The following is a 14,837-nucleotide window of genomic DNA, read 5'->3' on the forward strand; positions in this document are numbered from 1 at the left end:
ATGGATATTGTATTTATAATTATAGGTCTGGTGCTGCTTGTAGCTGGAGGTGACTGGCTCCTCCGCGCTGCCGTAGGAATGTCGTTGCGGTTACATATTCCGCGAATGGTCATCGGAATGACCGTGGTGTCTTTTGCAACTTCAGCTCCCGAACTCATAGTAAGTATTAAATCGGCCCTGGACGGATTTCCGGATATAGCACTCGGTAATGTCGTCGGGTCTAACATAGCCAACCTGGGGCTGGTCCTCGGACTCACGGTAATCCTCTCATCCATAACCGTACAGAAAAATTTTTATAAACTGGACTGGCCTTCCATGATGCTTGCATCGCTGGTGCTTTTCGGTTTTATTTATTTCGACGGAACCATACAACGCTGGGAAGGGGGCGTGCTGTTTGGCCTGTTGGTCCTTTTTATCATTATTATGTTCCGGAATAAAGGTAATGCCGAAGTTCCGGATGAGGTGTCCGATATGGAGGGGCATGTACCCGGAGGATGGAAGATATTCTTTTTTTTACTGATAGGAGGAGGGGCCTTATGGGGAGGTTCCGAATTACTCATCCGTGGTGCTGTGGGGATGGCGCAGTTATATGGGGTCAGCGAACGCGTTATTGCTGTAACAGTGGTCTCGGTGGGCACAAGTATACCGGAACTGGCAGCATCCGTTATGGCGGTTCTTCGCAAAGAAAAAGCGATCTCGCTTGGAAACCTCATAGGCTCCAATGTATTTAACGTACTGGCTGTTCTCGGTATTACGGGGATGATAACCCCTATACAGGCTAAAGACGAACGCCTTATAAGTAATGATATCTACTGGATGCTCGGCTATGCCGTGCTGGTGTTTCTTCTCGTTCTGGTCCCGAAAAGGATGAGGCTGGGGTGGCCGGAAGGGATCGTATTGCTCGGTTTGTACATCGCTTTTGTCTATGTCACATTATAGAGATCGAAAAAACGTATAGTTGTATCCCGGAGTACCGTAAAGAGAAAAAATGCTATCCGATACGGAGGTGTGTGGGGAGGATACGGGTTAAAGAAAAATAGAGGTATAAAAAACGCCGGCGAGGAAAGAAAACTGCCGGCGTTTTAATTATACACAAAAAACAGAATTGTTCACACTATTGCATGTTTATACTGCAACGGCGGTATCTACTTCAACGGATTTTACCGTTTTGATAATTCTTGCTGCGATTTTATAAGGGTCTCCGTTAGATGCAGGCCTGCGGTCTTCCAACCATCCTTTCCATCCGCGTTCTACAGTTCCTATCGGAATACGGATAGAAGCACCACGGTCGGATACGCCATAACTGAAATCGGTAATAGAAGCTGTTTCGTGCTTTCCTGTCAGACGCTGATCGTTGTGCGCACCATATACTTCGATATGTTCGGTAACTACAGGTCGGAAAGCTTCGCATATACTTTCGTAAGTTCCTTTGTCTCCGCAGGATCTCAATATGGAGTTGGAGAAGTTTGCGTGCATACCGCTTCCGTTCCAGTCCAGTTGTCCGAGAGGTTTCGGGTGCCAGTTTACGGAGATACCGTATTTTTCACAAATTCTTTCAAGGAAATAACGGGCTACCCAGATCTGATCGCCGGCCTCTGCGGCACCTTTGGCAAAAATCTGGAATTCCCACTGTCCGGCAGCAACTTCAGCATTGATCCCTTCTACATTAAGGCCTGCTTCGAGACATACATCGAGGTGTTCTTCTACGATTTCTCTCCCGTAGGCATTATTGGCACCTACAGAACAATAGTATTGCCCTTGTGGTGCAGGGTAACCATTTGCAGGGAATCCAAGAGGCTTGTTTGTTTCGGGGTTCCACAGGAAATACTCCTGCTCAAAACCAAACCAGAAGTCATTGTCATCATCATCGATAATCGCTCTTCCGTTAGAGACATGGGGAGTTCCGTCAGGATTCATTACTTCACACATAACCAGGTAGGCGTTCTTTCGCTGCGGATCGGGACAAATAAACACAGGCTTCAATAGACAGTCGGAAGAATTTCCTTCTGCCTGTTGTGTAGAAGAACCGTCAAAAGACCATATTTCACAATCTTCCAGCTTACCGGAAAAATCGGTTACGATTTTAGTCTTACTCCTCAAGCTCTGCGTCGGTACATATCCATCTAACCAAATGTACTCAAGTTTAGCTCTGCTCATATCATTTCATAATTTAAATTGAACACTAATAAATGTCGGTATTGTGGTGTAAAAGTAATATTTTTTTTGAAATGTCATACAAAATAAGGGGGTATGTAGTTTTTTATATATGTATTTTTAGTTATGCCCTATTTTTTAAAGGGGGTATTTGTGTATTATGTATTTTATGTGTGGTCTTTTTGATTATTGTGTAATGGTTTGTGATTTTAAAACAAAAAACCTATTGAATGTTTAATCTGGGGGGTGAAATATAACGGATTGTATTTTTTTTGTTCAAACGGGTAAAAACAATAGGGGGTGTGTAAAAAAAGCATCTGTTTCTTGTGGTATTTTTATATATTTGAATGCAGCTATGCCAATAGCCCATAATGTATACCGGGGTTTTAAAATGATGAAACAGGAGTTGTATGCTGTAGTATATATTATGGTGTAGGTCGAAGTTGAGGAAGAAGTTGCGCAGCCATGATAAGTAAGATTTAAGAACAGAAGCAAATAACAGATATAGAAATAATAACCAACAAAGTAATATGGCAACAATAAGATTTAGAGCTATACAGGAAACTTTCGGAAGAACACCAGTCCCGGTACAGGAAACGGTAAGACGTTCGGAATTGTTCGGAGAAAACGTTTTCAACGAATCGGCAATGCGGCAATTTATGACGAAAGAAGCTTTTGTCAGTGTAATGAACGCCATTGAATTTGGAGAAAAGATCAACCGGAAGATAGCCAACCAGGTCGCTGCAGGAATGAGAGACTGGGCTATTTCTAAAGGAGCTTCGCACTATACACACTGGTTTCAGCCGCTAACCGGTGCCACAGCAGAAAAGCATGATGCTTTCTTCGAAACCATAGGTAACGGAATGGCTATGGAAAAATTCGATGGCAGCCAGCTGGTACAGCAGGAGCCGGATGCATCCAGTTTCCCCAACGGAGGTATTCGTAATACTTTCGAAGCACGCGGATATACTGCATGGGACCCGACATCTCCCGCATTTATATACGGAGGTACGTTATGTATCCCTACGGTATTTGTTTCATATACCGGGGAAGCTCTTGACAATAAAGCGCCGTTACTGAGAGCATTGCAGGCGGTTGATAATGCCGCGACCGATGTTGCAAAATATTTCGATAAGAACGTCACCAAGGTAACTGCTACGCTCGGGTGGGAACAGGAGTATTTCCTTGTAGACAAGGCCCTGGCTTACAGCAGACCCGATCTTATTCTTGCGGGAAGAATGCTTTTGGGACATTCCGCGGCAAAAGGACAGCAGTTGGATGACCATTATTTCGGTTCTATTCCGGATCGTGTCGTAAACTTTATGAGAGATCTGGAGATCGAATGTATGAAACTGGGAATTCCGGTAAAAACCCGTCATAACGAGGTAGCACCAAACCAGTTTGAGCTGGCACCGATCTTTGAAGAAGCCAGTATGGCCGTAGACCACAATTCGCTGTTGATGGACGTTATGGATAAAACCGCGGACCGTCATAATTATAAGGTACTGTTTCACGAAAAACCGTTTTCGGGAATCAACGGTTCCGGAAAACACAATAACTGGTCTTTGGCGACCAACACAGGAGTTAACCTGTTGAGCCCGGGATCTACCCCGATGAAAAACCTTCAGTTCCTTACCTTCTTTATCAATACGATCAAAGCGGTAAACGAATACGAAGAGCTTATCCGGGCTTCCATTGCTTCTGCAACCAACGACCACAGGCTCGGGGCCAACGAGGCGCCGCCTGCGATCATTTCCGTATTTATCGGAGAGCAACTTACCCGTGTGCTCGACGAACTCGAGGATGTATCCACAGGAAAACTCTCTCCACAGGAGAAAACCGACCTCAAACTTAACGTTGTGGGTAAGATACCGGAGATACTGCTCGATAATACCGATAGAAACCGTACATCTCCCTTTGCTTTTACAGGAAACAAATTCGAGCTTCGCGCCGTAGGTTCCAAGGCCAACTGCGGAAAGCCGATGACTGTACTCAATACGATCGTGGCCAAGCAACTGGTAGAGTTTAAAAAAGAGGTGGATGCACTGGTGTCCAAGAAAAAACTCAAAAAAGACGAAGCGATCTTCAATGTATTGCGGGAGTATATCAAGTCGTCCAGAAGAATACGTTTCGAAGGAGACGGATATAGTGCAGCCTGGGAAAAAGAAGCGGCACGAAGAGGACTCAGTAATAACAAGACCACGCCTTCCGCATTGAAGTCGATGGTGTCCAAGAAAGCCATCTCCCTTTATGAAGAAATGAAGGTGATGAGCAAGATCGAAGTAAAAGCCCGTCACGAAATAGAGCTGGAAGAATACACCATGAAAGTACAGATCGAAGGACGTGTACTGGGAGATATCGCGAGAAACCACGTGATTCCGACAGCAATCCGTTACCAGAATATTCTTATTGATAACGTAAAGGGACTTAAAGATGTTTTTGGTACGGACTTTAAAAAAGTAGCTTCGGAGCAATTGGATCTTATCGAGGAAATCTCCGAACATATCGCAGAGATCAATTCGAAAGTAACAGCGATGACCGAAGAGCGCAAAAAAGCCAACGTCATTACAAGTGCCGAGCTGAAAGCAGAAGCTTATTGTGAGAAGGTGAAGCCGTATTTCGATGATATCAGGTATCATTGCGATAAACTGGAGCTGCTCGTGGATGATGAGCTCTGGACGCTGACCAAATACAGGGAGCTGTTGTTCCTCAAGTAAGAAGAACTAAACTTTGCCCAACGGGGAGATCTTGCGAAAGCGGGGTCTCCCCGTTTTTTTTGCGGGGATGCACCGGTGAAATACGTAATAAATCCGTTCTGTTCAGCCCGAAATTATGTATTTTTGCGCCAAACGATATTATTTATGAGTTCTTCGGTAAGTAAGAGATATTCTCAAAGAGGTGTTTCCGCCTCCAAGGAAGATGTGCACAATGCAATAAAAAATATTGACAAGGGCCTTTTTCCAAAGGCCTTTTGTAAAATAGTTCCGGATTATCTCACCAATGATCAGGACAGTTGTCTCATCATGCATGCGGACGGAGCAGGGACCAAGTCATCACTGGCTTACCTCTACTGGAAAGAGACCGGAGATCTTTCGGTCTGGAAAGGAATTGCACAGGATGCCCTGATTATGAATATCGATGACCTGCTCTGTGTGGGAGCTACGGATAATATCATGCTTTCCTCTACGATAGGAAGAAATAAAAACCTCGTTCCCGGCGAAGTCATTTCAGCCATCATCAACGGTACGGAAGAACTTATAGCCGAACTCAAAGAATTCGGGGTGAAGATACATGCTACGGGTGGCGAAACCGCCGATGTAGGAGATCTTGTACGGACTATCATAGTAGACTCGACTGTCACGGCTCGTATGCCGCGAAACAAGGTGATAGATAATGCAAATATAAAAGCAGGACATGTTATCGTAGGGCTGGCATCGTACGGACAGGCGAGTTATGAAAAATCGTATAATGGCGGTATGGGAAGCAACGGGCTTACTTCTGCAAGGCATGACGTTTTTGCACGTTATCTCGCCGAGAAATACCCGGAGAGTTTCGATCCTTCCGTTCCGAAAGATCTGGTGTATTCCGGTCGTGTAAAACTGACGGATGCCGTAGAAGGGGCTCCGCTGGATGCAGGTAAACTCGTATTATCACCGACAAGGACCTATGCTCCTGTGATCAAAAAAATACTCGAAAAGTACGGTCCGGAAGATATTCACGGTATGGTACATTGCAGTGGTGGCGCCCAGACCAAAATCCTCCATTTTGTGGAAAACCTTCATGTTATTAAGGATAACCTGTTTGAAGTTCCGCCGTTATTCCGCCTTATACAGGAACAATCCGGGACAGACTGGAAAGAAATGTACCAGGTATTCAACTGCGGACACCGGATGGAGCTTTATGTGGATGAGTCCCTGGCCGAAGATATTATTGCAATATCCGAAGGTTTCGGCATAGAAGCCAGGATCGTAGGAAGGGTAGAAGCGTCCGATCATAAAAAACTTACCATAAAAAGCGAATTCGGAACGTTCGAATATTAGTCTGATAAAAATATCGTAATTTCGCAAACCGAACAGCCACAGACTCATGGAAGACAGGAATTTTGCAGGCTGATGCTTTCGGGGAATACCCGCAAGCGCGTACGGATTATCAGTTTTTAAATCGTAAATCTAAATGTTAGACAGATTAAATATAGTAAAACAGCGTTTCGATGAGATTTCGGACCTTATCATACAGCCCGATATCATTGCCGATCAGAAGCGTTATGTACAGCTGAACAAAGAGTATAAAGATCTGAAGCAGATCGTGGACAAACGTGAAGAGTACAAGACGGTTGTCGATAATATAGCGGAAGCAGAAGAGATTATAGCCGACGGAAGTGATGCGGAGATGGTAGAAATGGCCAAGATGCAGCTGGAAGAGGCTAAAGAACAATTACCCGGACTTGAAGAGGAGATCAAGTACATGCTCATACCCAAGGACCCGGAAGACGTCAAGAATGCTATGGTGGAGATCCGTGCCGGTACCGGCGGTGATGAAGCCTCTATTTTTGCCGGAGACCTTTACCGGATGTACACCAAGTACTGTGAGAGCCGGGGCTGGAGAGTCAATGTGGTAGATTTTAACGAAGGTACTTCTGGTGGTTTCAAGGAAGTTATTTTTGAAGTCAACGGCGAAGATGTTTACGGAAACCTGAAGTTCGAGGCCGGAGTGCACCGGGTGCAACGGGTACCGCAGACCGAAACCCAGGGACGTGTACATACCTCGGCGGCTACCGTGATGGTACTTCCGGAGGCCGAAGAGTTTGACGTGGAGCTCGATATGGGAGATGTGAAAATTATCCGGACGACATCTACAGGCCCCGGAGGGCAGTCGGTAAACACCACGTATTCGGCTATTCAGTTACAACACATTCCTACGGGGATCGAGGTACGGTGCCAGGATGAGAAATCACAGCACAAAAACCTCGAAAAAGCCCTAAAGGTATTACGGTCACGACTCTATGAGCGCGAACTTGCCAAGAAACAGGAAGCCGATGCCGCCAAGCGTAAGAGTATGGTGTCCAGCGGAGACCGGAGCGCGAAGATCCGTACCTACAACTATCCCCAGGGAAGGGTAACCGATCACAGGATAGGACTGACACTGTACGATCTGCAAAACATTATTAACGGGGATATCGGGAAGATCATGGAAGAATTAAAGCTTGCCGAAAATACCGAAAAGCTGAAAGAAGGAGACGTATTTTAACTCTTGAGCATCCGTTGAGATACCCAAAAGACATATAAAACTGTAATGCCGCACCAGGTCATCCTGAGTGCGGCATTTTAATAACAATACACTACGGCATGACAACACAAGAACTGATAGCACAAATACACAAGAAGAAATCTTTTCTGTGCGTAGGACTGGATGTGGATACGGACAAGATCCCGGCGCATCTCCTTAAAGAAGAAGATCCTGTTTTTGCCTTTAACAAGGCCATTATCGATGCGACTGCGGAGGTGACGGTTGCTTACAAGCCCAATATCGCTTTTTATGAAGCTTATGGTATTCCGGGTTGGAAAGCATTGCGCAAAACTATAGATTATATCAACGAAAATTACCCGGAAATCTTTACGATAGCCGATGCCAAAAGAGGAGATATCGGGAATACCGCGGCTATGTATGCCAGGGCATTCTTTGAGGACCTCGGGTTCGATTCCGTTACCGTGGCGCCTTATATGGGCAGAGATTCCGTAGAACCGTTCCTGGATTTTGAAAACAAACATACGATACTGCTGGCCCTGACTTCCAATCCGGGTGCTTTTGATTTTCAGACCCGGGATCTCGATGGAAAAGCACTGTACAAGCGGGTACTGGAAACCTCGGCTACCTGGAAAAACAGCAGTAACCTGATGTATGTGGTCGGGGCGACCAAAGCCGAATACCTCCGGGAAATCCGCCGAATCGTACCGGATAGCTTTTTACTGGTTCCGGGTATAGGAGCACAGGGCGGAAGCCTGGAAGAAGTATGCCGCTATGGTATGAATGAAAATATAGGCCTGCTGGTCAATTCGGCACGGGGTATTATATATGCTTCCGGAGGGACCGATTTTGCAGAAGCGGCCAGAACGGAGGCCCTGAAATTGCAGGCGGCTATGACTGCGTTTATAACCGAATAATTTAAAGTTTTTTCATTGATCTTCAAAGACCAGTTACAGCGCGAAATAACACTGGGTAAAACCCCTGAACGTATCGTGTCGCTTGTGCCTTCCCAAACCGAATTACTATTCGATCTGGGATTGGAAAATGCGGTGGTCGGCATTACGAAATTCTGTGTACATCCTTATCATTTCAAATCTCTCAAGACTGTCGTTGGCGGAACCAAAAAAGTGAAGTTTGACCGTATCCGTGAGTTACAGCCCGATATTATTTTATGTAATAAAGAGGAGAATACCCGCGAAATGGTGGAAGAACTGGAAAAAATAGCCCCGGTACATATCTCCGATATATACACCATAACCGATGCGCTGGAACTGATAGCGCAGTACGGGAAGATTTTCTCCTGCCGGACGGAAGCTTCGCGCATATCGGACAAGATCAAATACAGGCTCCGGGATTTTGAACATTATATTGCGGACCAACCGCTATTGAAAGTAGCCTATTTTATCTGGAGAGCCCCCTGGATGGTAGCCGGGAGGGATACGTTTATCAATCACTTGCTGGAGCTCAACCGGTTTGAAAATATTTACCGGGACAAGGCGCGCTATCCCGAGATCGAACTGAAAAAAATACGCCTCGAAGGCGATCCGGACCTGGTTTTTCTCTCTTCCGAGCCCTATCCTTTCAAAGAAGAACATGCCTTTGAGGTTGGACGCTTTACCCATCATGCCAAGACAGTTTTTGTCGACGGGGAAATGTTCAGCTGGTACGGTTCCCGCCTGGTCAAAGCATTTGCTTACTTCAGGGCGCTCCGAGAAAGGCTTTAGATCATGATCTTATCCGTTCATACGGAAACAAAAAAAGAGGCCTCTCCAAGCCTCTTTTTCTCTAAACTAACTAACTCAAATAATCATTAATAAAGTTCACACGAACACTACAAAATTCAGGATTTAAATTTCCGTTCGCGTTAATTTTATATTAGCAATTTATTAAATAATAATGACAGAAAGTGGGTAATTAGTATTTAATTAACGTTTTATCTTGTGTTAAATTAAAAATTGTTATGTTTTTAAAGGTTTTGATGCTATTAAAGTGTTTTTTATAACACCTGTTTATCAATTAATCATTTTCAGGCCTTTTTGAGTGAGGCTTTGTCAAAAACAAGGGGTATCTTTGTCCGTATTGCTGTTGAATACATAAAAGCACCCCTTTTTTTAGCAGGTTCTGGTAGCATTATCTATCCTGTAAGGCAAAAACTCGACGAAGTAATTCGGTACTTCTTGACGTTACACTATTTCGTATTTCTTTCTCCTCCACCGATATCATCGTAAAAACGCCTTGAAGAGCTTCTTCGGTGACGTAATCCGTAAGGTCCGGATTGACCTTTCCGGTGAGTGGGAGTGTATTGTATTTGTTAATGATGTTGCCCCATACTTCAGTGGCGCCCACCCGGGAAAGCGAATTGTTGATGACCGGGGAAAACTTGTCGTAAAGTTGTTTTTCCGTATGGGTCCGAAGGTAGGTTGTAGCGGCATTATCCGCCCCGAGAAGAATATTCTTCGCGTCGTTGAAGGTGATGTTTTTTACGGCATTGACAAAGATGGGGGTGGCTTCTTTAACGGCATCTTCCGCAGCCCGGTTGAGTACTTTCAGGCCTTCATCGGCCAGGTTTCCCAGTCCTATATCTCTTAAAGTCTTGTCTACTTTCTGTAATTCTGCCGGGAGCAATATTTTTACCATATCGTTCTTGAAGAACCCGTCGGTTTGTGTGAGTTTGCTTACTTGTTTTTCAATACCCATATTCAGGGCTTCACGAAGCCCGGAGGCAATCTCCGAATTGCCGGGAACGGAAGATGAAGGTAGTTGATTGACGACCTGTTGCAATTCTGCACAGGAAAAAAGTAAAAATACACTCAGTAAATAAACTGTTTTTTTCATTTCATCATTGTTTTTGCAAAGAATAATACGGACAAAAGTACTATGAAAAAACAATAGTCTTATTGTTGTGGGCCATTACTTTTCGCGAAATATGGAGCTTGACGGCACGGGCCAGTACTATTTTTTCCAGGTCCCTTCCTTTCATGACGAGATCTTCAATGGCGTGGGCGTGTGTTACCCGGGTAATATCCTGTTCTATGATGGGCCCGGCATCGAGTTCTTCCGTGACGTAGTGGCTGGTAGCTCCTATGATCTTTACGCCGCGTTTAAAAGCGGAATGATAAGGTTTTGCTCCCGGAAAAGCAGGAAGGAAAGAATGATGAATATTAATGATCTTATGCGGATACTGACTGATAAGCTCTCCGGAGACAATCTGCATATAGCGGGCCAGTACGATAAAATCTATTTTGGCTTCCCGCAACAGGCGAAGCTGTTCCTGCTCCGCTTCTGCCTTATTGCTCGCAGTAACGGGAATATGGTAAAACGGGATACCAAAACTTGCTGCAACGGGTTCCAGGTCTTTGTGATTGCTTATGATAAACGGAATGGTAACCTTGAGCTCACCGGAGTTGTATCTGCCCAGCAGGTCGTAAAGACAGTGGTCGTATCTGGATACGAAGATGGCCATTTTTGGTTTGGGATCTTCCGTATGGATCTCCCAGGACATACCGTATTCCTGAGCGATCTGTCTCCCGAATTCGTTCTTAAAATCTTTGAAAGAACCTGCGGTGCCGGAAAACTGACTTTCGAGGCGCATAAAAAATACGCCGTGTTCCATATCCACATGCTGGTCGATATATATGATGTTACCGCTCTTTTTATAGATAAAGCGGGTCACCGAAGCGATTATGCCTTCGGTGTCCTTACAGGAAATCAGCAATGTTATTTTGTTCATTATTCAGGAGGTATCTATTATCTGTAGTCTAAAATAAGTCAAAAAGAGAAAGAATTTTTAACGAACGTTTTTAATTACAAATTTTCTTTAAAATCGTATTTTTTTTAATAAATCCGTAAATTGCATCGCAATATGCGTGCTTTTGTTGCAAATGAAACATTCTGGTGGTTTGTTTTTGCCGTGATGACGGATTGTGGATATAACAACCTGTTGAAATCGTAACAAGAGCTTTAAAAAAACCGTAGTAAAGTGAACACAGAGACATACAAACCTAAGCACAAAGTAAGAATAGTAACTGCTGCCTCCCTGTTTGACGGGCATGATGCGGCGATAAATATTATGCGGCGTATTATACAGGCCACGGGGGTGGAGGTTATACATCTCGGGCACGACCGCAGTGTGGAAGAGGTCGTCAACACGGCCATACAGGAAGATGCCAATGCCATAGCCATGACATCCTATCAGGGAGGTCACAACGAATATTTTAAATATATGTACGATCTGCTTCAGGAAAAAGGGGCCGGGCATATACGGATTTTCGGGGGCGGCGGCGGCGTGATTCTTCCCGAAGAGATACGCGAACTTCACGAGTATGGTATAACGCGGATTTATGCCCCCGATGATGGCCGGGAAATGGGGTTGCAGGGAATGATCAATGATCTGGTAGAACGGTCGGACTTTCGCCTTCCGGCCTTTAAGGAGGACCGGGATATCGATACGGACCTCGCAGAAAAGAATGTGAATACCATAGCAAGGCTCATTACGCTGGCAGAAAATGACCACGAAGCTTTTAAAGCCAGTTTTAGTATTAAAAAATCGAAAAGAGCGGTACCGGTTCTCGGAATAACCGGTACCGGCGGATCGGGTAAATCGAGTCTTGTAGATGAGCTGGTCCGTCGTTTTCTTGCCGATTTTCCCGATAAGACCATCGGCATACTGTCTGTTGATCCGTCCAAGAGAAAGACCGGCGGAGCGTTGCTCGGAGACCGGATCCGGATGAATGCCATAAATAACAGCAGGGTTTATATGCGTTCCCTGGCCACCAGGCAGTCCAATCTGGCTTTGTCCCGTCATATTGCAGAAGCGGTGGATGTGCTGCGGGCGGCGGCTTATGACCTGGTTGTTCTGGAAACTTCGGGTATCGGGCAGTCCGACACGGAGATACTCGATCATTCCGATGTTTCGCTTTATGTGATGACTCCGGAATTCGGTGCCGCAACGCAGCTCGAAAAAATAGACATGCTCGATTTTGCCGATCTTGTCGCTATCAATAAATTCGACAAACGAGGTGCGCCGGATGCCTTACGTGATGTAAAGAAGCAATATCAGCGCAATTACCAGCTATGGGATGCTGACCCGGAACGTTTGCCGGTGTATGGTACCATAGCCTCCCAGTTTAACGATCCGGGAATGAATATGCTCTATAAAAATGTCATGGATAAAGTGGCGGAAAAGACCGGGGCCGACCTGAAATCTTCTTTTGAGCGGCATGATGAAATGAGCGAAAAGATCTTTGTCATTCCCCCCAAACGGGTGCGGTATCTCTCGGAAATAGCGGATAACAACAGGAGTTACGACCAGACTGCCAGAAAGCAGGTCGGTGTAGCCCAGCAATTATACGGCATTTGTCTGACGATGTGTGGCATTTCCGGGATCAAAGAACCTTTCGGATTGATCGGTAAATCCGGGGTGAGAAACGAGGAACTCATGGCGCAGACCGAAGAGGCGAAACGTCCCTTTATGAAACTTTTGCTGGCGGAATTCGACCGGGTGAAAATGGAACTTGACCCGCATCATTGGGAAACAATATGCGCGTGGGAGCAGAAGAAGGACCGCTATAAAAAGCCGGAATACATTTTTAAAGTGCGCGACCGGGAGATCCGGATCAAAACCCATACACCATCACTGTCGCATACGGAGATCCCCAAAGTAGTCCTGCCGGGGTACAAGGCATGGGGAGATATACTGCGTTGGACCTTACAGGAAAATGTGCCGGGGGAATTTCCCTATACCTCCGGGTTGTATCCTTTTAAGAGGGAAGGAGAAGACCCTACGAGGATGTTTGCCGGTGAAGGCGGACCGGAGCGTACGAACCGCCGGTTTCATTATGTGAGTCTCGGAATGGATGCCAAAAGGCTTTCTACGGCCTTTGATTCGGTGACCCTTTATGGTAACGATCCCGGACAGCGACCGGATATCTACGGAAAGATAGGTAATGCAGGCGTTTCGGTCTGTTGCCTGGATGATGCCAAGAAACTCTATTCCGGATTTAACCTGGCCGATCCGAAAACATCGGTGAGTATGACCATTAACGGTCCGGCCCCGATGTTGCTCGGGTTTTTTATGAATGCGGCTATAGATCAGCAATGCGAAATATATATCCGGGAAAACGGGCTGGAGGACGATGTGGAAAAGAAACTGAAAGCATGGTATGACGACCGGGGATTACCCCGACCGGAGTACCGTTCTGCCGGGGGGACGAATAAATTGCCCGAAGGTAATGACGGTCTGGGATTGCTGCTTCTGGGGTTGACGGGTGACCAGGTGTTGCCGGCGGAGATATACGAAGCGATAAAAAAACGTACGCTTTCGCAGGTGAGGGGTACCGTACAGGCCGATATCCTTAAAGAAGATCAGGCACAGAATACCTGTATTTTTTCTACCGAGTTTGCATTGCGGCTTATGGGAGATGTCCAGGAATATTTTATCAATCATAATGTTCGTAATTTCTATTCCGTTTCCATCTCAGGCTATCATATTGCCGAAGCCGGGGCCAATCCCGTAACGCAACTGGCCTTTACGCTGGCCAATGGCTTTACCTATGTGGAGTATTACCTGAGCCGGGGGATGGACATCAATAAATTCGGGCCCAACCTGTCGTTTTTCTTTTCCAATGGCATTGATCCCGAATATGCCGTGATAGGTCGTGTGGCACGAAGGATATGGTCCAAGGCCCTTAAGTATAAATACGAGGCCAACGAAAGAGCACAGATGCTCAAATACCACATTCAGACATCCGGGCGTTCCCTTCATGCCCAGGAAATTGATTTTAATGATATCCGGACTACATTACAGGCGTTATACGCTATTTATGACAACTGTAATTCCCTGCATACGAATGCGTATGATGAAGCGATTACCACACCTACCGAAGAGAGCGTACGCCGGGCTATGGCCATACAGCTTATTATCAATAAGGAGCTCGGGCTCGCTAAAAACGAAAACCCGGTACAGGGCGCTTTTATTATCGAGGAGCTTACCGATCTCGTCGAAGAAGCGGTACTTATGGAATTCGATCGTATAACGGAACGGGGCGGGGTACTCGGAGCCATGGAAACGATGTACCAACGCAGCAAAATTCAGGAAGAGAGCCTCTATTACGAAAACCTGAAACATACCGGGGAATTCCCGATTATAGGGGTGAATACCTTTTTGAGCTCCAAAGGATCACCTACCGTAACCCCGGGAGAAGTAATCAGGGCTACCGAAGAAGAAAAGCAATTCCAGATACATACCGTGGAAAACCTCAGGAAAGCAGGAGAGAAAAGGGTGTATACCGAATTGAAAAAGGTACAGCAAAAAGCGGTGGAAAACGAAAATATTTTCGAACAGCTCATGGAAGCAACCAAAGTATGCTCCCTCGGACAGATCACCGAAGCCCTTTTTGAAGTAGGGGGGCAGTACCGCAGGAATATGTAGCCTTTGAGCC

At 45.7% G+C, this 14,837-nt stretch carries 10 protein-coding genes; 7 read left to right on the forward strand and 3 right to left on the reverse strand.

The features are described from left to right. Positions 1-939 (forward strand): calcium/sodium antiporter, encoded by a 939-nt coding sequence (locus tag BT112_RS03650; protein ID WP_072316005.1) that lies wholly within the window; start codon positions 1-3, stop codon positions 937-939. A gap of 186 nt (positions 940-1,125) precedes the next feature. On the opposite strand, the gene BT112_RS03655 is transcribed toward BT112_RS03650, so the two are convergent. Next, positions 1,126-2,157: a glutamine synthetase beta-grasp domain-containing protein gene (locus tag BT112_RS03655; RefSeq protein WP_072316006.1), complete on the reverse strand. Its 1,032-nt coding sequence runs from the start codon at positions 2,155-2,157 to the stop codon at positions 1,126-1,128. Between the two features lie 527 nt (positions 2,158-2,684). Here BT112_RS03655 and BT112_RS03660 point away from each other — a divergent pair. The 5 genes from BT112_RS03660 to BT112_RS03680 all read left to right on the forward strand — a co-directional run bounded on the left by BT112_RS03660 (position 2,685) and on the right by BT112_RS03680 (position 9,122). Then, positions 2,685-4,871, forward strand: coding sequence for a glutamine synthetase III family protein (locus tag BT112_RS03660; protein ID WP_072316007.1), 2,187 nt, complete (start codon positions 2,685-2,687; stop codon positions 4,869-4,871). Between the two features lie 144 nt (positions 4,872-5,015). Continuing rightward, positions 5,016-6,194: an AIR synthase related protein gene (locus tag BT112_RS03665; RefSeq protein ID WP_072316008.1), complete on the forward strand. Its 1,179-nt coding sequence runs from the start codon at positions 5,016-5,018 to the stop codon at positions 6,192-6,194. A gap of 133 nt (positions 6,195-6,327) precedes the next feature. Further along, positions 6,328-7,401: a peptide chain release factor 1 gene (prfA, locus tag BT112_RS03670; protein ID WP_072316009.1), complete on the forward strand. Its 1,074-nt coding sequence runs from the start codon at positions 6,328-6,330 to the stop codon at positions 7,399-7,401. Between the two features lie 98 nt (positions 7,402-7,499). Beyond that, entirely contained in the window at positions 7,500-8,315 is an 816-nt protein-coding gene (gene pyrF / locus BT112_RS03675; protein WP_072316010.1) for an orotidine-5'-phosphate decarboxylase, read from the forward strand. A gap of 15 nt (positions 8,316-8,330) precedes the next feature. Further along, positions 8,331-9,122, forward strand: coding sequence for an ABC transporter substrate-binding protein (locus BT112_RS03680; RefSeq protein WP_072316011.1), 792 nt, complete (start codon positions 8,331-8,333; stop codon positions 9,120-9,122). Between the two features lie 406 nt (positions 9,123-9,528). On the opposite strand, the gene BT112_RS03685 is transcribed toward BT112_RS03680, so the two are convergent. Together BT112_RS03685 and purU are read right to left on the reverse strand one after the other, a co-directional pair. Then, positions 9,529-10,233, reverse strand: coding sequence for a DUF4197 domain-containing protein (locus tag BT112_RS03685; RefSeq protein ID WP_072316012.1), 705 nt, complete (start codon positions 10,231-10,233; stop codon positions 9,529-9,531). Positions 10,234-10,273: 40 nt separating this feature from the next. Next, positions 10,274-11,128 carry a formyltetrahydrofolate deformylase gene (gene purU, locus BT112_RS03690; RefSeq protein WP_072316013.1) on the reverse strand — a complete coding sequence of 285 codons (855 nt, stop codon included), beginning with the start codon at positions 11,126-11,128 and terminating at the stop codon, positions 10,274-10,276. A 249-nt stretch (positions 11,129-11,377) separates the two neighbouring features. Here purU and BT112_RS03695 point away from each other — a divergent pair, with 249 nt between their 5' ends. Continuing rightward, positions 11,378-14,827 (forward strand): methylmalonyl-CoA mutase family protein, encoded by a 3,450-nt coding sequence (locus BT112_RS03695; RefSeq protein ID WP_072316014.1) that lies wholly within the window; start codon positions 11,378-11,380, stop codon positions 14,825-14,827. The last annotated feature ends 10 nt before the right edge of the window (positions 14,828-14,837 follow it).

It is taken from the genome of Sinomicrobium oceani (genome assembly GCF_900119185.1).
GTDB classification, from domain to species: domain Bacteria; phylum Bacteroidota; class Bacteroidia; order Flavobacteriales; family Flavobacteriaceae; genus Sinomicrobium; species Sinomicrobium oceani.

Coding starts and splice junctions, on each gene's coding strand:
- BT112_RS03650 (WP_072316005.1), top strand. CDS start 1: ATGGATATTGTATTTATAATTATAGGTCTGGTGCTGCTTGTAGCTGGA.
- BT112_RS03655 (WP_072316006.1), bottom strand. CDS start 2,157: ATGAGCAGAGCTAAACTTGAGTACATTTGGTTAGATGGATATGTACCG.
- BT112_RS03660 (WP_072316007.1), top strand. CDS start 2,685: ATGGCAACAATAAGATTTAGAGCTATACAGGAAACTTTCGGAAGAACA.
- BT112_RS03665 (WP_072316008.1), top strand. CDS start 5,016: ATGAGTTCTTCGGTAAGTAAGAGATATTCTCAAAGAGGTGTTTCCGCC.
- prfA (WP_072316009.1), top strand. CDS start 6,328: ATGTTAGACAGATTAAATATAGTAAAACAGCGTTTCGATGAGATTTCG.
- pyrF (WP_072316010.1), top strand. CDS start 7,500: ATGACAACACAAGAACTGATAGCACAAATACACAAGAAGAAATCTTTT.
- BT112_RS03685 (WP_072316012.1), bottom strand. CDS start 10,233: ATGAAAAAAACAGTTTATTTACTGAGTGTATTTTTACTTTTTTCCTGT.
- purU (WP_072316013.1), bottom strand. CDS start 11,128: ATGAACAAAATAACATTGCTGATTTCCTGTAAGGACACCGAAGGCATA.